Here is a 22563-nt window from a genome sequence, read left to right as displayed (position 1 = left end):
AATCTTTTACTACCTTATCTGCCGTATTAATATTCGCGACGTTCAACATTTAAACGGGCGGCCTCTTCTTGATCTACTTTTTCAATGCGGGTTGCACATTGTTTGAAAGCAGGCTGGCGAGAATGCGGGTCTAATAAACCCAAGGTTAAACGGTTCACACAGTCATGGAAGTGGAATGGAATAAATACCATGTTGCGAGGTACACGCTGCGTTAGTTGCACGAGTACAACCGCATCACCTCGGCGACTGGTTAAACGAACGTAAGTTTGATGTTCAATACCTAGTTCGGCAGCCGCATCAGGGTTCATTTCCATATAAGGCGTTGGGCTAAATTTATTACAATTTCCAATTTTACCGGTACGAGTACGGGTATGGAAATGTTCAACAACACGGCCACTGTTTAACCAAAATGGATAGTCTTGACAAGGTTGCTCATTATTGTTGAAAAACTTAATAGGGATCAGATTAGCTTTACCTGATGGTGTTTGGAATTGACCATCAGTATACAAACGCGGATCACCTTTTGAGTCTTCGGCATCATCACGGTATGGCCATTGAATACCACGTTGTTTGATGATTTTTTCGTAGCTCATGCCTGAAATATCTAAGGTTCTTTCATTACCGTAAGCGTTTTTGCCTTTAGATAACTGCTTCATTTCATTAAAGGCTTCTTCAGGCTCTTCAGGGAAATTTATCAGTTGACCATTATCAAAGCGTTTTGACATTTCATTGAAAATATCAAAATCAGGCTTTGAGTTAGCATAAGGGGGTAATACGCGATCAATTAGGTTTACACGGCGCTCAGTGTTGGTATGACAGCCTTGCTTTTCCGCCCATACTGACGCAGGGAAATAAACATGTGAATACTGGTTCATTTCTACGTCTTCGTAAACATCTTGCACAACTAAGAAATCGAGCTTTTCAAGTGCTTTACGAATACGAGGCGTATTCGGCATTGAAGTCATTGGGTTGGTTGCGACAATCCATAAACCTTTAACTTCACCTGTTTCGATAGCAGGGAAGATATCTGTTTCGGCTAAACCACGTTTTTTCGGGAAAAACTCAGGATCTATGCCCCAAAAGTCAGCAATTTCTTGTCTGTCATTTTCGTTTTCTAAATAGCGATAGCCAGGTAAACCTGAACAAGATGACCATTCACGAGTACCCATGGCATTACATTGACCCGTGATAGATAACGAAGTACCACCTGGTTTACCAATATTACCGGTAATTAGGTTGAGGTTATTAATGTTAGCCACACCGTCAGAGCCGTGAGTTGACTGATTAATACCCATGGTCCAAATACTCATTGCTGCAGGTGCTTTCGCATAAAGGCGTGCAACAGTGCGAATTTTATCTTCGTCGATACCACAAATATGTTGTGCTGATTTTGGATCATAATCTTGCACTAAAGCTTTTACTTCTTCAAAGCCTTGAGTGTGTGCGTCAATATAGGCTTGATCTTGTAAGCCTTCATTGATGATTACGTGCATCATAGCGTTAATTAAAACACAATCTGTACCAGGAGTAATTGGTAAGTGTATATCAGCAAATTGCGCTAACATGGTGACACGCGGATCAACCACAATTAATGGGAATTTACGTTTTTCTAACGCTTCTTTTAAGCGCCAGTAAATAATAGGATGCTGCTCAGGTAAGTTTGAACCAAAGGCCATAAAACAATGAGTGTGTTCAAAGTCATCGTAACAACCTGGAGGGCCATCACTACCAAATGAGCGCTTATAACCACTGACAGCAGACGCCATACATAAGGTTGTGTTGCCATCGTAGTTATTTGTGCCAATACAACCACGTGCTAGTTTACCTAGGGTGTAAAACTCTTCGGTTAATAGCTGACCTGTTGAGATAATAGCGAATGAATCTCGGCCGTATTTAGCTTGGATTTCTTTGATTTTATTCGCTGTCGTATCTAGGGCGTTATCCCAAGTGGTCTTTTCAAACTTATCGTAGTGTTTGTCACGGATAAGTGGATCGGTGCCACGGCCAGGACTTTCAAAAAGCTCATGCTCTAATAAGCCTTTTATACAAAGTTTACCACGGTTAACATCAGCACCCGCATGACCACGAGTGGTGACAATTTTTTTATCTTCGTTTAAACCAATCTCAATCGAGCAGCCAGTAGAGCAATAATTACAAGTTGTATATTTCCATTCTTGCACTTTTTTGCTTGGGATTGTAATAGGTTTACGATTTTTGCGTCCAAACAACATAGACGAGCCTTTCTCTAATGGTTTTAAGTAAATTTAACTAAACGTTATTTATATTTTTTCTTTATTCAAGCAATATTCAGTCCAACTAATTTTTATAATTATTTCAATCGTTTGGTGTGGTTGGAACAAACAGCTTTGCTCTAGTATAGTATAATCGCTCTATTTTGGTGCGCATGCTTTTAAATTTGCAGCTGAACCAATTCAATTAAGCAGTGTCTATTTATCACCTTATCAATAAAGGTTTAACGTCGAATTTAAACTAAAAGGTTGTATGTTTGTGTTAGATGGAATGGTGGCTGAAAGGGATGTTTTAAGGGATATACCCGTTGAGAATAAATCTCTACGCTTTAAAAAACATTCCTTAACTATTTTTTTGTCTCTTGTTGTGCATTTATTTTTAGTTATTGCGCTACTTTTTATGTCTCAAAGCCCGAAAATTTCTCAACTTGATACGCCTACAAAAGCAATCAAAAGTTATTTATATCAACTGCCGAAAAAATCGATTGAGGTAACTAAGCCAGTTGCAGAAGTCACTGAAAATACAGAAAAAAAATTAGAAGTAGGCAAGCATGATAATGTCACATCAACAACGAAAACAAAACAAAAAGTCGCTGTTAAAAATACACAAAAAAAACTACAAACCTCAGCATTATTAAATTCGTTGCCACCGTCAAAAGCTCAACCTGATTCCGAAGTGAAAGCGCCAGTTAGCGCAAGTTTTTCAGCGTATCAGCAACTTGAAAATTTGAAAACTTCAATTAGTGAAAAAAGCATTGCTCAAGAGCTATCAACCCTGCAACAGTTTAGATCTCCTTCAGTGATGCATGGCGAGCAAATACCTGTGCCGCACTCTAACGTTCAGTTAACACCTGAGCAAGAAAAAGAAAAAAGAACAACGAAATCCTCAGATAGCATTTCCATCACTAAATATGACAATGGCTATTGCACAATTGAGCGTAAACAGTTTTTAGGGAGCCCTGTAGAGGCTTCAAGTTCAGGTTTTGCGTGTGGTGAAAGTAAGTTTGATCGCAGTTTTCGTGAACATATGAAAAGGGTTCAGGAGAAAGTATTACCTGTACAAGTAAAAAAACGATAAATTATACTGTACATAAAAACAGTGTTTGAGCTATGCTTTATCTCATGTTTAGTAAATAAAAACTCGTATTGAAATTATACATAGCGGAAAAGCCTAGTTTGGGTCGTGCTATTGCTGCAGCATTACCGAAACCGCATAAAAATCATAAAACGCATATTGAACTTGCTAATGGCGATGTAGTGAGTTGGTGTATTGGACACATTTTAGCGCAAGCCGATCCGCAAGATTATGATATTAATCTTAAAAAATGGTCGTTAGCCCCTTTACCCATTATTCCTGAAAAATGGCAGTTAAAGCCAATCAGTAAAACCCGAGCGCAATTATCGGCGCTACGCAAATTAGTAAAACAAGCTGATGAGATCATTCATGCGGGTGATCCTGATCGCGAAGGTCAGTTACTAATTGATGAGGTGATTGATTATTTTAAAGTTTCAAAAAGTAAAAAGGCTAACATTAAGCGTCTATTGATTAGCGACTTAAATTTGCCAGCCGTGAAACGTTCACTTAAATCATTGAAAAGCAATCAAGACTTTATGCCGTTATCAATTTCGGCATTAGCACGTTCAAGGGCAGATTGGCTTTATGGCATTAATTTAACCCGAGTATGCACTTTGCAGGGGCAAAAGCAGGGGTATCATAATGTGCTATCTATTGGTCGAGTGCAAACTCCGGTACTAGGGTTGGTGGTTAGGCGGGAGCAAGAAATTGCTCATTTTGTTTCAAAGCCTTTTTATCAGGTACTTGCGCATTTAAGCGCAGATAAAGAACAAGCAGAACATCAAGACTCATTTACCGTAAAGTGGCAGCCTAGTGAGGCATGCCAACCATATTGTGATGAAGAAGGACGGGTTTTAGTTAAAGGGTTAGCTGAAAATGTCGTGACAAGAATTACTCATCAAGCGGCAATTGTAGAAAGTATTACTACTGAGTCAAAGCAGCAAAATCAACCTTTACCGTTTAATTTATCAAGTTTGCAAATTTCAGCAGCCAAACAATTTTCTATGAATGCAAAGTTAGTGCTTGATGTGTGCCAGGCGTTATATGAAAAACATAAATTAATTACTTACCCACGATCGGATTGTCGTTACTTACCAGAGGATCAATATAAACAAGCAAAGGCTATTATCAAAACCCTGATTGATACCGATTTACCTTGTAGCAAACAGGCGAGAAGTGCTGATGACAGTATAAAAAGTAAAGCGTGGAATAATAAAAAAATTACTGCTCATCATGCCATTATTCCAACCGAAAAATCGGCTAATAACATTACATTAAACCCTTTTGAAAAAAATGTTTACTTATTAATAGTGCGTCAATATTTAGCTCAGTTTTATCCTGTTCATACCTATCAGCAGACTAAAGTTATGGTGAAAATTGCTGGTGGGTTATTTACTACGTCAGCAAAAGTCGTTCAACAACAGGGTTGGAAAGTATTGTTTTTAAGTGAAGAGAACTTAGCAAAAAGTCATGAAAAGCTTCCTCACCTCAAAGAAGGACAAGTGTTGCATACCCATGTAGCAGAGTTAATTGAAAAGCACACCTCACCTCCAGAGTCTTTTACCGATGCTAGCTTATTAAGTGCTATGACGGGAATTTCACGTTTCGTCAGTGATAACAGTATTCGTAAAATTTTAAAAGATACTGACGGATTAGGTACTGATGCAACAAGAGCCGGTATTATAGATTTGTTATTTAAGCGCGATTTTCTAACAAGAAAAGGAAAAACTATCCGGGCTACTACTATTGGCACTGAGTTAATAAACCACCTTCCAGCGCAAATATCATTACCCGATAGAACGGCTTTATGGGAGTCTCAACTTGAATCTATCAGTGTTAAGACCTTAAGTTATCAATCTTTTATATCAAGGGTAGAGCAAAATTTAGTGCAACTGGTTACCGATATAAAAGCTATCACTTTTAATGGTTTACCTAAGGTTGATTTTAAACGAAAATTTACTAAAAAAAGAGCAAAGAAAAAGTCTGCCGCTTAATAGCTGTGAAGCAGTCATTAGTGTCGGTATAAAAACGAATAAATGACATACTCATGAAGTGAGTTATACTGATGAATATGAAATATTTTCTCACCTTATTCATGACAATGCTTTGCTTTAATTCTTATGCATTTGAAAGTAAAGCGGAGTTAAAAGTAGCCACATATATTGAACCGCCATATGCCAGTATTGAGCAGGGTAAATTTAAGGGTGAAATCATTGAAGTCGCTAATTTATTGGCGAAATCTGTAGAGTTAGCCCCTAGCTTTATTCGCTGTCCTTTTGCTCGTTGTTTATCGTTGGTCAGTCAAGGGAAGGCGGATATGGTGATTGGGATTAAAAAGTTACCTGAGCGTGAAAAACATTTATTTTTCATAGAGCCTCCGTATTATACTCAACAACTTCCACTTAGGTTTTTCACCTTATCATCGAAAAAATTAACAATTAATCGTTTTGAAGATTTACAGCACTTAACGGTAGGCACTATTCGCGGAACAAGTTACTTTGAACGTTTTGATAATGACAGCTCATTAACAAAAATAGCGGTAACCTCTCGAGAGCAATTAGTGCAAATGTTACTGAGAGGTCGTATTGATACTTTTTTGGAGCGGGAAGAGTCTATTACTCCTTTATTAACTACTGAAGAATATGCCCAAAAACTTTCCTTGGCAGATTACCAATACAGCAAAGCGGTGAATAGTTACATTGCTATCGCCAAAAACGCTAACATTATCAATTACAAAGAAAAAATAGCTGAGGCGCTGATTAGATTAAGAGAAAGCGGTGTCATAGGCTCAATTCAAAGAAAACGACTGGAACAATAGTTTACGCATGGTATTTTGAAATGGAATGCTATTTATTCTTTGTGATGAAAACGTATAATCAATTTTATTTAACACAAAGAGCAATAACATGATATTACTGCGAAATACGATGGATAAAAGTAATCTTTATCATATTGATGAGTTTGGTATTAAAAACTACAAATACAGAACAATAGCATTTCTCTCCTTTGTAGTATTTACAGCACTTAACCTAAGTCTTGGCTATATCGCTTATATAGCCGAAGTTGAAGCCGTTTCCTCACCGGTACAAAGCTATGCTGATGCTGTTTGGTTGATGATTATGTCTTCTTCAACGATAGGATTTGGTGATGTCTATCCAATCACATTAATTGGCCGTATAGCCGTGTTTGTGATGTTTATTTTAGGGGTAGGTATTTTAGGGGGCGCAGGCGCTATTTTTGCCAATAAAATATTTGGCTTTGCTGATACCAATATTAAAAATAGAGAGCTGCGTAAGCAAAATGATGAAATCATTGCTCAAAATGAAAAAATTCAATTGCAATTAAAACAACTTGAAGAAAAATTAACAGCACTTTCTACGGCTAAATAAATTGTATATTAACTAATGATATTGAAACTAAATGCAGAAAATGCAGTGCTGATAGGGATAAATGATTATAGGTTATGACTTACTGCTTGAGAGCAATAAGCCATAACAAATGATGTAAATAGTAAATAGCAAATAGCAGTGAGTCTACTGATTACTTTGCTTAGCTTTTACCTCAGACTTGATTTGACGACGTTCTTTGATTAACGTTTTTATTTCACCGCCAATGTGTTTTTCACCACGTTTTTCAGCTAAGTCAATTTGGCGCTGACGCTCTTGGTAGCGTTGACGTTGTTGCTCTGTTACCTTATCGTGGCAACGATGACAACTCACGCCTTTCACATAGTGCTCACTTTGCTTTTCTTCTTCAGTAATTGGAAAACGACAGGCGTAACATTGATCGTATTGGCCTTGCTCTAAGTCATGATTAACAGCAACGCGACCATCAAAAACAAAACACTCACCTTGCCATAAGGTTTCTTCGCTAGGTACTTCTTCCAAGTATTTTAAAATACCGCCTTCTAGGTGATAAACCTCTTCAAACCCTTGCTCTTTTAAATAAGCGGTAGACTTTTCGCAGCGGATACCACCCGTACAAAACATAGCAACTTTTTTATGCTTGTTTTTATCTAGGTTATTTTTGACGTAGTCAGGGAACTCGCGAAATGTTTCTGTATTGGGGTTTACTGCGTGTTTAAACGTGCCTATTTCTACTTCGTAATCATTACGTGTATCAACCAGTAATACTTCGGGATCTGAAATTAGGGCATTCCAATCTTTTGGTTTTACGTAGGTTCCAACGACATGGTTTGGATCTATGCCCTCAACACCCATGGTAACAATTTCTTTCTTAAGCTTTACCTTAGTTCGGTGAAAAGGATTTTCTGCGTTATAAGATAACTTATAGGAAATAGTATCTAAATTTGGCTCTTCAGCAAGAAAGTGTAACACTTGTTCTATACCTTCTTTTGAACCAGCAATCGTGCCGTTAATACCTTCTTCTGCTAACAATAGTGTTCCTTTAACGTCAAGACTGGTCATCTTAGTCAGTAAAGGATCACGTAGCGCTTCAAAGTGCGGTAAACGAACGAATTTATATAGGGCACAAACAACAATATTATCAGTATCATTTGTTTGAGTTGAGTTTTGTTCTGCTAATGTCATTATGTTCTCCATTGAACGAACTGGAACGTAAATCCAGTGCTGTAGATTAATAAGGCGCGGATTCTAACAGAATTATGAGCCAAATGATAAGAAAAAGACCCGACACTGTGGTTAATGATGTTATTTCAACTACAGTAATACCTAACTAATTAGAAATGCTAATTGCACAGAAGTTTATTTAATTATTTATCGAAATGAAAAGATTTCATATAGTTATTGACGTTAATAGATAGTCGAGAATATAGCTGGCAATAGAGAACTAACCAGCTAGACTTTATAACGATAAAAAGGTTATGGAAAATAGAATCGTTCTAGCTGCCAGTTATAGCAAAGAAATACAACTGGTATAAGCACTATAACTATTGCTTCTATTTCCCATAACTTACATGAATAGTGCTTATTTAATCTAATGATTAGTAGTGAATTGAAAATCAGGTAGAATGGGCGCAAAAGTATTATCCAGCTAATACCCTGTTATTAGCATCTTCACTAGCAAGAGAGAGTATCAAATGAGCCTGTATTCAGAATATTTAGCGGAAATTGAAAACCGCAAAACGGAGCTAGGTTTAGCTCCAAAGCCTATTGATAGCGCTGAGCTATTAGCAGAAATCATCGAACAAATTAAAGATAAAGACAATGCAGAGCGAGAAGCGTCGCTTAACTTCTTTATCTATAACACTTTACCGGGTACCACAAGTGCTGCAGGTGAAAAGGCTAAATTTTTAAAAGAAATCATCTTAGGTCAAGAAACTGTTGCAGAAATTTCAGTTGAGTTTGCTTTTGAATTACTTTCTCATATGAAAGGTGGTCCTTCTATTGAAGTACTGCTTGACCTTGCATTAAGCGATGATGCTGCAGTTTCATCACCTGCGTCTGACGTATTAAAAACTCAAGTGTTTTTATACGATGCTGACACAAGCCGCTTAGAAGCAGCATACAAAGCTGGTAATGCAGTTGCTAAAGATCTGCTAGAAAGCTATGCCAATGCTGAATTCTTCACTAAATTACCGGAAATTGAAGAAAAAATTGAAGTAGTTACTTATATCGCTGGTGAAGGCGATATCTCAACTGATTTACTTTCTCCTGGTCATCAATCTCATTCTCGTGCTGACCGTGAATTACACGGTAAATGTATGATCACACCAGAAGCACAAGAAGAAATTCAAGCGCTTCAAGCTAAGCACCCGAATGCGAAAGTAATGCTTATCGCTGAAAAAGGTACTATGGGTGTTGGTTCATCACGTATGTCTGGTGTTAACAACGTTGCACTTTGGGCTGGTAAACAAGCAAGTCCTTATGTTCCATTCATCAACATTGCACCTGTAGTTGCTGGTACTAACGGTATCGCACCTATCTTCTTAACAACAGTTGACGTAACTGGTGGTATTGGTCTTGACCTTAAAAACTGGGTTAAGAAAGTAGACGCAAACGGCAATACTGTTACTGACGCTAATGGCGACCCAGTATTAGAAGAAGCATACTCTGTAGCAACAGGTACTGTTTTAACTATCGATACTAAGGCTAAGAAACTATACAACGGCGACAAAGAACTTGTTGACGTATCTTCGGCTTTCACACCGCAAAAACAAGAATTTATGAAAGCTGGTGGTTCATATGCAGTAACCTTCGGTAAGAAATTACAAACGTTTGCGGCACAAGCTTTAGGTATTGAAGCTCCAGTGGTTTATGCAGCATCAAAAGAAATTTCACACGAAGGCCAAGGTTTAACGGCTGTTGAGAAAATCTTCAACCGTAATGCTGTGGGTGTTGCGTCAGAAGCTTCTCTACACGCTGGCTCTAACGTACGTGTTAAAGTCAATATTGTAGGCTCTCAAGATACTACGGGCCCTATGACGTGCCAAGAGCTTGAGGCAATGGCAGCTTCTACAATTTCACCACTTGTTGACGGTGCATTCCAATCAGGTTGTCATACAGCATCTGTTTGGGATAGCAAAGCGAAAGCAAACACACCTAAGTTAATGGCATTCATGAACGCTTTTGGTCTTATCACTGCTCGTGATCCAAAAGGTGTTTATCACTCAATGACTGACGTTATTCACAAGGTACTTAACGACATTACAGTTGATGACCGTGCGATTATTATCGGTGGTGATTCACATACACGTATGTCTAAGGGTGTTGCTTTTGGTGCTGACTCAGGTACGGTAGCAATTGCACTGGCAACAGGTGAGTCTGCAATGCCAATTCCAGAATCAGTAAAAGTTACCTTCAAAGGTGAAATGGCTGAGCACATGGATTTCCGCGATATTGTTCACGCGACACAAGCACAAATGCTTAAGCAATTTGAAGGTGAGAACGTTTTCCAAGGCCGTGTAATTGAAGTGCATATTGGTACTTTATTAGCTGACCAAGCATTCACATTCACTGACTGGTCTGCTGAAATGAAAGCAAAAGCGTCTGTTTGTATTTCAAATGACGAAACCTTAATTGAGTCTATCGAGCTTGCTAAGAGCCGTATCCAAATTATGATCGACAAGGGTATGGAAAATGAAGCAGGTACATTAGCTGGCTTAATTGCACTTGCTGATAAGCGTATTGCAGGTATTAAGTCTGGTGAAGAGCCAGCATTAGCACCAGATGAAAACGCTAAGTACTACGCAGAAGTGGTTGTTGACTTAGACACAATTGTTGAACCTATGATTGCTGATCCGGATGTAAACAACGAAGACGTTTCTAAGCGTTACACGCACGATGTAATTCGCCCAGTTTCATACTATAAAGACCGTCCGGTAGATTTAGGTTTTGTTGGTTCTTGTATGGTTCACAAAGGTGACATGCAAATTATTGCGCAAATGTTCCGTAACCTTGAAAAACAAAATGGTTCAATCGAGTTTAATGCACCATTAGTTGTTGCTCCACCAACATACAACATTGTTGATGAGTTAAAAGCTGAAGGCGATTGGGACATTTTATCTAAATACTCAGGTTTCGTATTCGACGATACTAACCCGAAAGGTGAAGCTCGTACTAAATACGAAAACATTTTATACCTAGAACGTCCAGGCTGTAACTTGTGTATGGGTAACCAAGAAAAAGCAGAACCAGGTGATACAGTATTAGCTACCTCAACGCGCTTATTCCAAGGTCGTGTTGTTGCAGATAGTGCTGAGAAGAAAGGTGAGTCTTTACTTGGTTCTACGCCGCTTGTAGTACTTTCTACAATTCTAGGTCGCTTCCCTACTATGGATGAGTACGCTTCTGCAGTTGATGGCATTGATTTAACTCGTTTTGCGCCACCTACGACAGCGATGACAACACCGGCTTCTCAAGCCGCTGCTGTTAAAATTGCCGATCCTAGCTAAGCGATTTACTTCAAATAGTTATATAAAAAACTGATATCAAAAAAGGGTTACTATGAAATATAGTAACCCTTTCTTATATTTAATGATTTGTTATCTAATACAGTTGGTTTCAGCTTAACTTTTTCTCTGCTAGTTTCCCTCTAGCTAAAACGCCCTAATCCTTCTGACATTCCACCTTAGCAATGAGCGAAGGATGTATATAATTGGGCATGGCACGTTTGTCGTCAAAGCCTTCAATACCTTGAATCATTTCAAGTTTATAATAATAGCTACCACAGAGGTTATAAGATTTTCGCAGTAAAAAAGTGGCAAGTCGTTGAAAGCCAATTTTGTTATTGGGGATCACTTCTAATTGATAGTGTTTATCAGCAAGAGTAGATTGTTTAAACTGAAGCTGATGATCGAAATCCCAGCTAGTATCATTATTTTTGCTTTCTGTGTTGGTCAAGCTGCTACAGCTGAACAGAGAGAGTGATAAGAAAGAAAATATAGCCAAATGAGTGACTCTGTTCATAAATACTCCAATTACATTAACGCTATTCTTTAACGCTATTTAAGAGCAATGCCTTTGCCCTTATTCAAGTATAGCTTTTATAGTTAGACAATTATAACGACAATTTATTTTTAATACGCACACAAGGTTTATCTTCTTATTGTTGAATCAATACTTTTACATTATCTCTTCAGATAATTGACATAATCAATATGGTTAAAATGATAAGTAAACTCGATAATGGAACAATCAACACAATTTGCCATTATGCACTGACTTGTTTAGTATTCTGGGTACTTACCTTTTGTAATATATGGATATTATGACTAGCACTTCACTTAAAAAAGATACACAGGCAACGAATATTTTTGAATTGTTGCCGGGTCAATTGCTCGACGTGCAACTTGCTCAATTAGATAATGTCCGCTTAAAACTGCCTCTTATCGGTTATGCCTTTGGTCAATATATTATTTTAAAGTTCCCAGTAGGTATTAGAACCCATGACTACAGTGAAGCGTTAGCCGTTGGTAAGTCGGTTTTTATTCGCTATACAAAACCTGCAGAGGAAGGTGAAGAAGAGCAGGGAGAGTGTCTTTCTTTTGATTCAACCATTAAGGCCATTGCGGACTTTCCTGAAAAGTGCCTTGTCATTGAATACCCATTACATATTTATAATCGACAACTACGTCGCTATCCTCGGACTCAAGCACATATACCTACTAAATTAAAATTTGCAGGTACAGATTTACTCAGCATACTGCCGGAATTTAACGGCATTATTGTTGATATTTCACCACGCGGTTGTGGCTTTTCATTTAAAACCGATGAACAGCTTTCAAACCTCGATAATCAAGCGCTAACGTTAACCATACAAAGCCCGATAGAAGGGGAGTTAGAAATAGCTGCACGTGTATGTAATCAGCGTTATGAAAATGGCAAAATGACCCTGGGCAATCAATTTATTACTAGCTCTACCGACGTTGAGCGTTTGTTAGTGCATTTGTTTATTGAATGCTTGTAATAATGCCGTTAATGCCCTGATTCGATCACTTTTGCACGCGAGTTTTTCTGATTTAGTGCAAACTCTCCAAAATAACAGCCAATAAATATATTAAGTTATTGTTATATAGGTGTATTTCTTTTTGGCTTGAATTTTGTATTGTCATATTCATTAAATGATTTCGGTCTGAATAAAAAGGCTTAGGTTAAAGAAAATGAGTTTTTCAAAAGGGAAAACTAATGACACTAGTCATATCGACCAAGAAAAGACACTTGGTGATGTACTTTTAATCGAATCACGTGCGACTAGTAGTTCCTTGTTAAAAAAAACCTTAATTGGGTTTGGTTATAATATTGTTCATCATGCAACTTTAGATGTTGATATTATTGATAAAATAACATTTTTCCAGCCTAATGTTTTGGTTCTAGCCACTGATTTACCTAGTGAAAAAATGCTAGCAACACTTGCTGATATCAATAAGTTATTACCACTGCCTATCATTATAATTGCTGAAAATGATTCCCCAAACTTGATCAAACACGCTATAGAGTCAGGCGTCAGTGCTTATGTCGTCAGTGAAATGATTCCTCAGCGCTTGAAAAGCATTATTTCTGTAGCCAATGAGCGCTTTAAAGCAGAGCAATCTTTACGAAAAGAGTTAAAGCGCACTAAAGATCAACTTGAAAGCAGGAAGTATATTGATAAAGCCAAAGGCATTATCATGGAGCAGAAGCAGCTTTCAGAGCAGCAGTCGTATGACTTAATACGGAAAATGGCTATGAACCAAGGTAACCCATTGGTAGAAGTAGCAAAAAGCATTATTGAAGTGCATACCATGTTATCAACTAACTAATTAATAGAGTATGAACTCAAATAGTGCATTTGATTATTTTTGTGCATCAATTGGTTGATTATTTATTTGAGTTAAATGAATAAATATTAAAAAAGCCATATAAAACAATAACTTTGAAAGTTGGCACATTAAATGTAAAGAGCATGTAAGCAAATAGTTATTTTTATCAACGGCGATAAAAGTACCCGAATACAAACCTAGCAGCAACGGCGCTGCTAGATAATGCAAAACAATATGTTAAGCATTAAAGAGCAATGGCGCTCACTAAAAATCTACCCAGTTGGGTAGAAATTTGGTGGGCGTTTTTTTTTGAATTTTTTTAACTTTTATCAATACCTATAAGGAATTAATAATGAATTGGACAAAATCAATCACTTCTGTGTTGAAATGTGCTTCTCTCAGTATTGCAGTTGCCTTGTCAGCAAGCAGTGTTGCCTTGAGTGAAGAGTTGGGTGAGCCAGAAAAAGAAGAACTAAAATTTGGTTTCATTAAATTAACGGATATGGCACCTATTGCTATTGCTTATGAGAATGGTTACTTCGAAGACGAAGGTCTATATGTAACCATCGAAGCACAAGCGAACTGGAAAGTATTATTAAACGGTGTAATTGATGGTTCTTTAGATGGCGCGCACATGTTAGCGGGTCAACCTATTGCAGCAACCATGGGTTACGGTACTAAAGCACATATCATTACGCCATTTTCAATGGACTTAAATGGTAACGGTATTACCGTATCAAACGAAGTTTGGAAGAAAATGAAGCCTAACATTCCTAAAATGGCTGATGGCAGACCTGTTCATCCAATTAAAGCAGATTCATTAAAACCAGTTATTGATGAATTAAAAGCTGAAGGTAAGCCATTTAAAATGGGTATGGTATTTCCAGTATCAACACATAACTATGAATTACGTTATTGGTTAGCTGCTGGTGGTATTCACCCAGGTTATTACGCACCACACAAAGGTGATAGCTCAGGTCAAATTGATGCTGATGCATTATTATCTGTAACACCTCCACCACAAATGCCTTCAACCATGGAAGCCGGTACTATTAGCGGTTATTGTGTAGGTGAACCATGGAACCAACAAGCCGTATTTAAAGGTATTGGTGTACCGGTTGTTACCGATTATGAAATTTGGAAAGACAACCCTGAAAAAGTATTTGGTATTACTGCTGAATTTGCAGAAAAATATCCAAACACAACGATTCGTTTAACTCGCGCTATGATTCGTGCAGCTAAATGGTTAGATGAAAATAACAATGCTAACCGTCCTGCAGCTGTAAAAATCCTTTCTCAATCTAACTATGTTGGTGCAGATTACGACGTAATTGCTAACTCAATGACGGGTACCTTTGAATATGAAAAAGGTGATAAGCGTGAAGTACCTGATTTCAATGTATTCTTCCGTTACAACGCGACTTACCCATACTACTCAGATGCTATCTGGTACTTAACGCAAATGCGTCGTTGGGGCCAAATCTCTGAAGATAAAAGCGACCAATGGTACAAAGACTTAGCAGCCAAAGTATATCGCCCAGATATCTACACAAAAGCAGCTAAATCACTTATCGCAGAGAAAATTATTCCAGCTAACGAATTCCCTGATTTTGCAACTGAAACTGGTTTTAAAGCCCCTCAAAAACACTTTATCGACGATATTGTTTATGACGGTACAAAACCAAATGCATACATAGAGAAATTTGATATCGGTTTGAAAAAAGGACAAAAGCTTTAGGGTATGTATACCAGCCCTTAGTTGGGCTGGTATCACCAACTGGTGACCATTAAAGGAAAAAGAAGATGAACTCAACAACAGTAAACATAACTCATTCAACAATCACTGAGCGGACAATGAAAGCACTTAAAAGTACAGTTCTTAAAATCACAGATTTGATGCTACTTCCAGCTATAGGTATCACAATATTTTTGTTTTTATGGACAATTACCGCACAAAGTATCCATACCTCTTTAGGTGATTTTCCCGGGCCAAAAGCTGTTGTTGAACAGTTCTCTTCTTTATATGACGAGCATGTCACAGAAAGAGAAAAAGCTGAGGCATTTTATGAGCGTCAGGAAAAAAGAAATGCAGCTAAAATAGCTAAAAACCCTGATTATGTAGCAAAAATCAGAGCGTATACTGGTAAGGAAACATTTGTAGATCAAATATTTACTAGTTTGTTTACCGTGACCGCAGGATTTTTAGTCGCCGCAGTTATCGCTATTCCATTAGGTATCTGGATGGGCTTAAGTAAACGATTAAATTCAGCCTTTAACCCTATAGTACAAGTATTTAAACCGGTTTCACCTTTGGCTTGGTTACCGTTAGTTACTATGGTGGTCAGTGCATTGTATGTATCTGATGATCCTATGGTATCGAAATCATTTTTAACCTCGATGATCACCGTGAGCTTATGTAGCTTATGGCCAATGGTTATTAACACCTCAATTGGTGTTGCGTCTATCGACAGTGATTTACTTAATGTAAGTAAAGTATTGAGATTACCAACATTAAAACATATTCAAAAAATTGTCTTACCTGCTTCAATTCCTATGATATTTACCGGTATGCGCTTATCGTTTGGTGTTGCTTGGATGGTATTAATTGCAGCAGAAATGTTGGCACAAAACCCTGGTTTAGGAAAGTTTGTTTGGGATGAGTTTCAAAACGGCAGCTCTGATTCACTAGCGAGAATTATGGCAGCAGTTATCGTTATCGGTTTTATTGGCTTTTTATTAGACAGACTTATGTTGTTACTACAGAAACAAGTCTCTTGGGATAAATCAAGCGTAAACGCTTAAGGAAATAATTATGACTTCAATAATCACAGATAACGCAGAACACGCATTTTTAAACATCAGCCAAATCGACATGGTATTCCCAACCCCTACAGGTGGCTTTACCGCACTTAAAGAAGTTGATCTACAGATACAAAAGGGTGAGTTCATTTCACTGATTGGTCACTCAGGTTGTGGTAAGTCAACGGTTTTAAACATTGTTGCCGGTCTTCATCAAGCAACAACAGGTGGTGTACTACTTAAAAATAAGGAAGTTAATGAACCTGGCCCTGAACGTGCCGTAGTGTTTCAAAACCACTCATTATTGCCATGGTTAACGGCGTATCAAAATGTCGAGCTTGCAGTGAAACAGGTTTTCAACAAAACCATGTCAAAAGCTGAAATGAAAGACTGGATTGAGCACAATTTAAAACTAGTTCATATGGATCATGCGATGCACAAGCGCCCTGATGAAATATCTGGTGGTATGAAGCAGCGTGTTGGTATTGCTCGCGCACTAGCTATGCAACCAGAAGTGCTATTAATGGATGAACCTTTTGGTGCATTGGACGCATTAACACGTGCTCATATGCAAGATTCATTAATGGAAATTCAAAATGAACTAAATAACACGGTAATTATGATCACGCATGATGTTGATGAAGCGGTATTGCTTTCAGATCGAATTGTGATGATGACCAATGGTCCAGAGGCAACTATTGGTGAAATTCTTGATGTTAACCTTGAGCGTCCTCGTAACAGGTTAGCACTGGCGAAAGATACGGAATATAACCGCTTACGTTCTGAGGTTTTAACCTTCCTCTATGAGAAACAACGTAAAGTAGAAAATATTTCAGAAAAGAAAGTGACAACAACAAAACAACAAAAACAAATTGCTAACCAAGTTTAGCAAACATTAATAACGCATTTTATAACATTAAATATTAAGGAAATTAACTTATGACACCTAAGAAAATCGCTTTATGTCTGGCTACTGTGTTAGCAGGAACTTGTTCTTCACTCGCATCAGCTGAGTCAATTACAGAAGCGCTAATCAACGGTAAAACCAGTGCTAATTTAAACTTACGTTACGAAACAGTATCTCAAGATAACGCGTTAAAAGACGCTGATGCTTTCACGTTGCGTACACGTTTAACTTACACTACAGGCAGTGTTGCAGGCTTTTCTTCATTAGTTGAATTTGAAGATTCACGTAATGTATTAGGTATTGATGATTACAACAATACGTTAGGTAAAAATACCGATCACTCTGTTATTGCCGATCCAGAAACTACAGAATTTGATCAATTCTTCTTAAAGTATAAAAACGGTGGTTTTGCCGCTAAAGCAGGTCGTCAAGTGATTACTATGGACAACCATAGGTACGTGGGTCATGTTGGCTGGCGTCAAGATAGACAAACGTTTGATGGTGTAACGTTTGCCTATGAGCCAATCAAAAACTTAAGCTTACAATATGGTTACCTCACCAAGCGTAATAGAATCTTTGCTGAAGCTAAAGATATCGATTCTAAAGATCACTTGATTAATGCTTCATATAAAACTTCTGTTGGTAAAATTGTTGCTTATAGCTACCTATTAGAAGTGGATAACGGTGTTGAAAATGGTTTAGACACATACGGTTTAAGCTTTGATGGTTCAGCATCTATAGGTGAGAGCAAACTTTCTTACCGCATAGAGTATGCAACGCAAGACTCTGACAGTGCGACAACCAGTTATACTGCTGATTACCTTTCTGCTGAAGTAGGTACTGCTTTTTCAGGCATAGGTATCAAACTTGGTTATGAATTACTAGGCTCAGATGATGGCATGTACGGTTTTTCTACACCATTAGCGACACTTCATAAATTCAACGGTTGGAGTGACCAATTTTTAGCAACACCTAAAGAAGGTTTAGCAGATTTATACGCAAGCGTTGGCGGTAAACTTGGTGGTGGTAAGTGGTCTGTTATTTATCACAAATTTGATGCTGATGAATCATCAGCAACTGTTGATGATTTAGGCTCTGAAATTAATGCCGTATATACAAAGAGCTTTACTAAGAACTACTCTGCAGGTATTAAGTTCGCTTCATACTCTGCTGGTGATGCTGGTGCAGGTAAAGTAGACACTGATAAGCTTTGGGTATGGGGTACTGTTAAGTTTTAATGACAACTAAACACTTTACATGAAGGTTTACGCGTGGGTAAATCCCTCTACTCACTAGTAAATTATTTAATCTTTGAGTAAAGTCATGTCACTATGGTGGATATAGGTAAGTTACCTGTATCCACTTTTTTATTTTAGTGACTTTGATAGGCATGTTATGAAAATTTTTAACTTCAGAAAAACAATATTTGCGGCTTTAATCTTGGCTTCAAATAGCATATTTGCACAAGCCCCCTTAGTGTCCATACCAAGCCAAGATGCTTTTTTTAACAGTTTAAAAGCTCTTTGTGGTAAATCTTTTGAAGGTAAAATTATCGTTGATAATGCACCGCCAAGTGATTTTACTACCAGCAAGTTAGTCATGCATATACGAAAGTGCACAGAGACAGAGCTACAAATACCCTTTCATGTGGGAGATAACGCATCACGTACTTGGATTATCACCAAAACAGGTAGCGGATTAAGCTTAAAGCATGATCATCGCCATAAAGATGGTTCAAGCGATGAATCTACTATGTATGGAGGCCATACAGTTGATAGGGGTTGGCCACAAGTGCAATCATTTCCAGCCGATCAGTATTCTAAAGAATTATTTGTCACTTTAGCTATCCCCAAATCAATGGAAAATACCTGGCAGATGTATATATACCCAGATAAATTTACCTACCGTCTCACACGACCTGGCCGTGAATTTCAGGTTGATTTTGATCTAACCAACACTGTTAGTCAGCCGGTAACCCCATGGGGTTATACTGATTAAATATATTTAACAGATATTAAATTTTAGACAACAAAAAAGCCAATCGTAAAATTACGATTGGCTTTTTTAGGTTCAGTTAACTGAGGCTATAATTTATTTAGCTTCAGTTATTTTTTCTTTTTCACTGCTTTGGCGTTAGGTAAATCAGTGATAGAGCCTTCAAAGATTTCAGCGGCTAAACCAATTGATTCGTTTAACGTTGGGTGTGCGTGAATGGTTAAACCAATATCTTCTGCATCAGCGCCCATTTCAACGGCTAAACAAATTTCACCTAACAACTCACCTGCATTGATACCAACAAGTGCACCACCTAAGATACGGCCACTGTCTTTATCAAAAATAAGCTTAGTTTTACCTTCAGTACGAGCAGAAGCAATAGCACGGCCTGAGGCAGACCATGGGAAGTTTGCCACTTCAATGTTTAAACCTTGCTCTTTCGCTTCACGTTCAGTAACACCAACCCAAGCCATTTCTGGATCAGTATAAGCAATTGAAGGAATACAACGTGGGTCAAACTCATGTTTCTTACCAGAAATAACTTCTGCAGCACAATGTGCTTCATGAACTGCTTTATGGGCTAGCATAGGTTGACCAACTACATCACCGATAGCGAAGATGTGAGGTACATTAGTACGCATTTCTTTAGAAACATTGATAAAACCGCGTTCATCAACATTTACGCCAGCTTTGTCAGCAGCTACTAAATGTCCATTTGGCTTACGGCCAACAGCCACTAAAATTTTGTCGTAACGAACTTGCTCAGCAGGTGCATTTTTACCTTCAAAAGTAACATATAAACCGTCATCTTTCGCATCAACAGCTACAACTTTAGTTGACAGCATAACTGACTTGAAACGTGGCTTATTGTGCTTAGTGTAAATTTTAACAATATCAGCATCAGCAGCAGGAACTAGTTGGTCAGCAAACTCAACAACGCTTACGTTTGAGCCTAATGAGCTATAAACTGTACCCATTTCTAAACCAATGATACCGCCACCTAGTACTAGCATTTCACCCGGAACGTCTTTAAGTTCAAGTGCGCCAGTTGAGTCAATAACACGTGGATCTTCTTTTGGAATAAATGGTAGGTCAACAACTGATGAACCACAGGCGATAATCGCATTATCAAACGTGATTGTAGTTGTTTTACAGTCAGCGCCTTCAACTTCAATGGTTTTATCTGAAGCAAATTTACCGTAACCAGTAACTGTTTTCACTTTACGCATTTTGGCCATACCGCCAACACCTTGCGTAAGCTTACCTACAACATCTTTGTCTTTCCATTGACGAATTTTTTCTAAGTCAATTTTTGGCTCACCGAAAGTAACACCATGAGCTTCCATATCTTTTGCATCATCAATTACTTTAGCAACATGTAATAATGCTTTTGATGGGATACAGCCAACATTTAAACAAACACCGCCTAAAGATTCGTATTTTTCTACTAATACAACATCTAAGCCTAAATCTGCTGCGCGAAAAGCGGCTGAATAACCACCAGGGCCTGATCCTAAAACGACAACTTGAGTTTTGATATCACTCATAATTTTCCTCGTTAACCTTATTTATTGGTTGAAAATATCTTTGGCGAAATTCTACGCTTATCTAGAGAGTTTCGCCAATATTAATTACTAATATCTGACTAAAGTATTAATTTACGAATGTCAGACATAACGCTAGCTAGATGTACGGTAAAGCGAGCAGCTAGGGCTCCGTCAATAACACGATGGTCATATGACATAGATAATGGCAACATTAGCTTAGGTTCAAACTCTTTACCATTCCACTTAGGTTTCATTTCAGATTTTGAAACACCTAAAATAGCCACTTCAGGAGCATTTACAATTGGAGTAAACGCAGTACCACCAATGCCACCTAAGCTTGAAATAGTGAAACAGCCACCTTGCATATCAGCTGCTTTTAGCTTGCCTTCACGCGCCTTAATACTGATTTCAAGTAGCTCACGAGATAGCTCATGAATACCTTTCTTATCAACATCACGTACAACTGGAACTACTAAACCATTAGGCGTATCAACTGCCACACCAATATGGATGTACTTTTTCAAAATTAAGCTTTCACCGTCTTCACTCAAGCTTGAGTTAAAGGTTGGGTAAGCGCGTAATGCGTCAGCAGCAGCTTTAAGAATGAAAACCAATGGCGTGATTTTAAAACCAAGTTTTTGCTTTTCGCAAACAACATTCTGCTCTTTACGGAATGCTTCAACATTGGTGATATCAGCTTCATCAAATTGAGTAACATGTGGAATAGTTACCCAGTTTTTGTGTAAGAACGGACCAGAGATCTTTTGAATACGAGATAATTCTTTAGTTTCAATTTCACCAAACTTAGAGAAATCGATCGGCTTGCTAGCAACAACTTGTAAGCCACCTGTACTGCCACCAACATTACTACCTGCATTGGCTTTTGGACGAGACAGTTCATATTTAACGTATGATTGCACATCTTCTTTCAAGATACGTGCTTTACGGCCAGTACCTTTAACAAGTGTTAAATCAACACCAAATTCACGTGCTAAACGACGAATTGCTGGTGATGCGTAGATAGTGCCTTTACTGACATTACCCGCTTGTGGATGATGAGGTACTGGTGCTGCCTTAGGAGCAGTGGTTGATGCAACTGTTGCCGCTGGTGCAGGAGCAGGTGCTGCAACTGGCGCTGCTGGCGTTTCAGCTACTGGAGCCGCGCTTCCTGCAGTTTCAAGTTTGATAACTAAAGAGCCTTCTTTAACCTTATCGCCAGTGTTCACAAAAACTTCTTTAACGGTACCAGCATGTGTTGATGGTACATCCATTGTCGCTTTATCAGTTTCTAAAGTGATTAGGCCATCTTCTTCTTCGATAACGTCACCAACACTAACTAATACTTCGATACAATCAACTTCGCCATCTTCACCAATATCTGGTACTGCAATATCAATAATTTCTGATGCAGCAGCTTCAACTGGTGCTGCTACTGGAGCAGCCTCTACAGCAGGTGCAGGAGCGATTGGGGTCTCAGCTACAGGTGTTGCTGGTGCTTCTTCAGCCGGAGCAGGTGAAGCTGCTTCCGTTTCAGCACTTTCCATTTCGGCAATCACATCACCTTCTTTAATTTTATCGCCAACACTTACCGCTAAGCTAACAAGCTTACCGGCAAATGGTGCTGGGATATCCATTGATGCTTTATCAGTTTCAACGGTTAAAATCCCTTCGTCTGCTTCTAATGTGTCACCAGCAGCAAAACAAATTTCAATAACTTCAACTTCATCGCCACCAACATCAGGGACTAGAACTTTTTCAATAGACATTATATT

The 22563-nt window shown here is 38.2% G+C and carries 17 protein-coding genes; 12 read left to right on the top strand and 5 right to left on the bottom strand.

Translation table 11 applies throughout. The annotated features are described in order from the left end of the window. Window positions 1–26: 26 nt before the first annotated feature. Window positions 27–2231: a molybdopterin oxidoreductase family protein gene (locus AC27GZ_RS02185; RefSeq protein ID WP_487093240.1), complete on the bottom strand. Its 2205-nt coding sequence runs from the start codon at window positions 2229–2231 to the stop codon at window positions 27–29. A gap of 271 nt (window positions 2232–2502) precedes the next feature. Between AC27GZ_RS02185 and AC27GZ_RS02180 the strand changes: the two genes are divergently transcribed. From AC27GZ_RS02180 to AC27GZ_RS02165, 4 genes are all read left to right on the top strand, one after another. Continuing rightward, a complete protein-coding gene (locus AC27GZ_RS02180; protein WP_487093239.1) occupies window positions 2503–3327 on the top strand; it encodes a hypothetical protein in 825 nt (274 codons plus the stop codon). Window positions 3328–3395: 68 nt separating this feature from the next. After that, window positions 3396–5318, top strand: coding sequence for a DNA topoisomerase III (locus AC27GZ_RS02175; protein WP_487093238.1), 1923 nt, complete (start codon window positions 3396–3398; stop codon window positions 5316–5318). A gap of 71 nt (window positions 5319–5389) precedes the next feature. Next, window positions 5390–6142 (top strand): substrate-binding periplasmic protein, encoded by a 753-nt coding sequence (locus AC27GZ_RS02170; RefSeq protein ID WP_487093237.1) that lies wholly within the window; start codon window positions 5390–5392, stop codon window positions 6140–6142. A gap of 88 nt (window positions 6143–6230) precedes the next feature. Beyond that, window positions 6231–6713 (top strand): potassium channel family protein, encoded by a 483-nt coding sequence (locus tag AC27GZ_RS02165; protein ID WP_487093236.1) that lies wholly within the window; start codon window positions 6231–6233, stop codon window positions 6711–6713. 144 nt (window positions 6714–6857) lie between these two features. Here the strand turns inward: AC27GZ_RS02165 and trhO are convergent, their stop codons facing one another. After that, window positions 6858–7874, bottom strand: coding sequence for an oxygen-dependent tRNA uridine(34) hydroxylase TrhO (trhO, locus tag AC27GZ_RS02160; RefSeq protein ID WP_487093235.1), 1017 nt, complete (start codon window positions 7872–7874; stop codon window positions 6858–6860). Between the two features lie 509 nt (window positions 7875–8383). Here trhO and AC27GZ_RS02155 point away from each other — a divergent pair. Then, window positions 8384–11197: a bifunctional aconitate hydratase 2/2-methylisocitrate dehydratase gene (locus AC27GZ_RS02155; RefSeq protein WP_487093234.1), complete on the top strand. Its 2814-nt coding sequence runs from the start codon at window positions 8384–8386 to the stop codon at window positions 11195–11197. Between the two features lie 154 nt (window positions 11198–11351). Here AC27GZ_RS02155 and AC27GZ_RS02150 read toward each other — a convergent pair whose 3' ends face one another. After that, window positions 11352–11711, bottom strand: coding sequence for a hypothetical protein (locus tag AC27GZ_RS02150; protein ID WP_487093233.1), 360 nt, complete (start codon window positions 11709–11711; stop codon window positions 11352–11354). A 301-nt stretch (window positions 11712–12012) separates the two neighbouring features. On the opposite strand from AC27GZ_RS02150, the gene AC27GZ_RS02145 reads away from it, so the two are divergent. The 7 genes from AC27GZ_RS02145 (at window position 12013) to AC27GZ_RS02115 (ending at window position 19247) form a co-directional block, all read left to right on the top strand. Continuing rightward, window positions 12013–12711, top strand: a complete 699-nt coding sequence (locus tag AC27GZ_RS02145) for a PilZ domain-containing protein (RefSeq protein WP_487093232.1) — start codon at window positions 12013–12015, stop codon at window positions 12709–12711. A 193-nt stretch (window positions 12712–12904) separates the two neighbouring features. Then, the gene (locus AC27GZ_RS02140; RefSeq protein WP_487093231.1) at window positions 12905–13543 is read left to right on the top strand and encodes an ANTAR domain-containing response regulator; all 639 of its coding nucleotides are present in this window, start codon (window positions 12905–12907) and stop codon (window positions 13541–13543) included. A 352-nt stretch (window positions 13544–13895) separates the two neighbouring features. After that, window positions 13896–15281 (top strand): CmpA/NrtA family ABC transporter substrate-binding protein, encoded by a 1386-nt coding sequence (locus AC27GZ_RS02135; protein ID WP_487093230.1) that lies wholly within the window; start codon window positions 13896–13898, stop codon window positions 15279–15281. Window positions 15282–15397: 116 nt separating this feature from the next. Beyond that, window positions 15398–16345 carry an ABC transporter permease gene (locus tag AC27GZ_RS02130; protein ID WP_487093819.1) on the top strand — a complete coding sequence of 316 codons (948 nt, stop codon included), beginning with the start codon at window positions 15398–15400 and terminating at the stop codon, window positions 16343–16345. Window positions 16346–16355: 10 nt separating this feature from the next. Then, window positions 16356–17231: an ABC transporter ATP-binding protein gene (locus AC27GZ_RS02125; protein WP_487093229.1), complete on the top strand. Its 876-nt coding sequence runs from the start codon at window positions 16356–16358 to the stop codon at window positions 17229–17231. Between the two features lie 50 nt (window positions 17232–17281). Then, complete coding sequence (locus AC27GZ_RS02120) at window positions 17282–18487, top strand: alginate export family protein (protein ID WP_487093227.1); 1206 nt, start codon at window positions 17282–17284, stop codon at window positions 18485–18487. A 157-nt stretch (window positions 18488–18644) separates the two neighbouring features. Beyond that, a complete protein-coding gene (locus tag AC27GZ_RS02115) occupies window positions 18645–19247 on the top strand; it encodes a hypothetical protein (protein ID WP_487093226.1) in 603 nt (200 codons plus the stop codon). Window positions 19248–19354: 107 nt separating this feature from the next. Here the strand turns inward: AC27GZ_RS02115 and lpdA are convergent, their stop codons facing one another. Both lpdA and aceF read right to left on the bottom strand, forming a co-directional pair. Next, window positions 19355–20791 (bottom strand): dihydrolipoyl dehydrogenase, encoded by a 1437-nt coding sequence (lpdA, locus tag AC27GZ_RS02110; protein WP_487093224.1) that lies wholly within the window; start codon window positions 20789–20791, stop codon window positions 19355–19357. A gap of 98 nt (window positions 20792–20889) precedes the next feature. Next, on the bottom strand, window positions 20890–22557 hold the full coding sequence (gene aceF / locus AC27GZ_RS02105; protein WP_487093223.1) for a dihydrolipoyllysine-residue acetyltransferase: 1668 nt from the start codon (window positions 22555–22557) through the stop codon (window positions 20890–20892). Window positions 22558–22563 lie beyond the last annotated feature (6 nt).

The sequence above is a fragment of the Colwellia sp. SU-HH00943 genome (assembly GCF_057546125.1).
The sequence above is the reverse complement of the archived record's forward strand: the minus strand, read 5'-3'. Positions and strand labels throughout refer to the sequence as shown.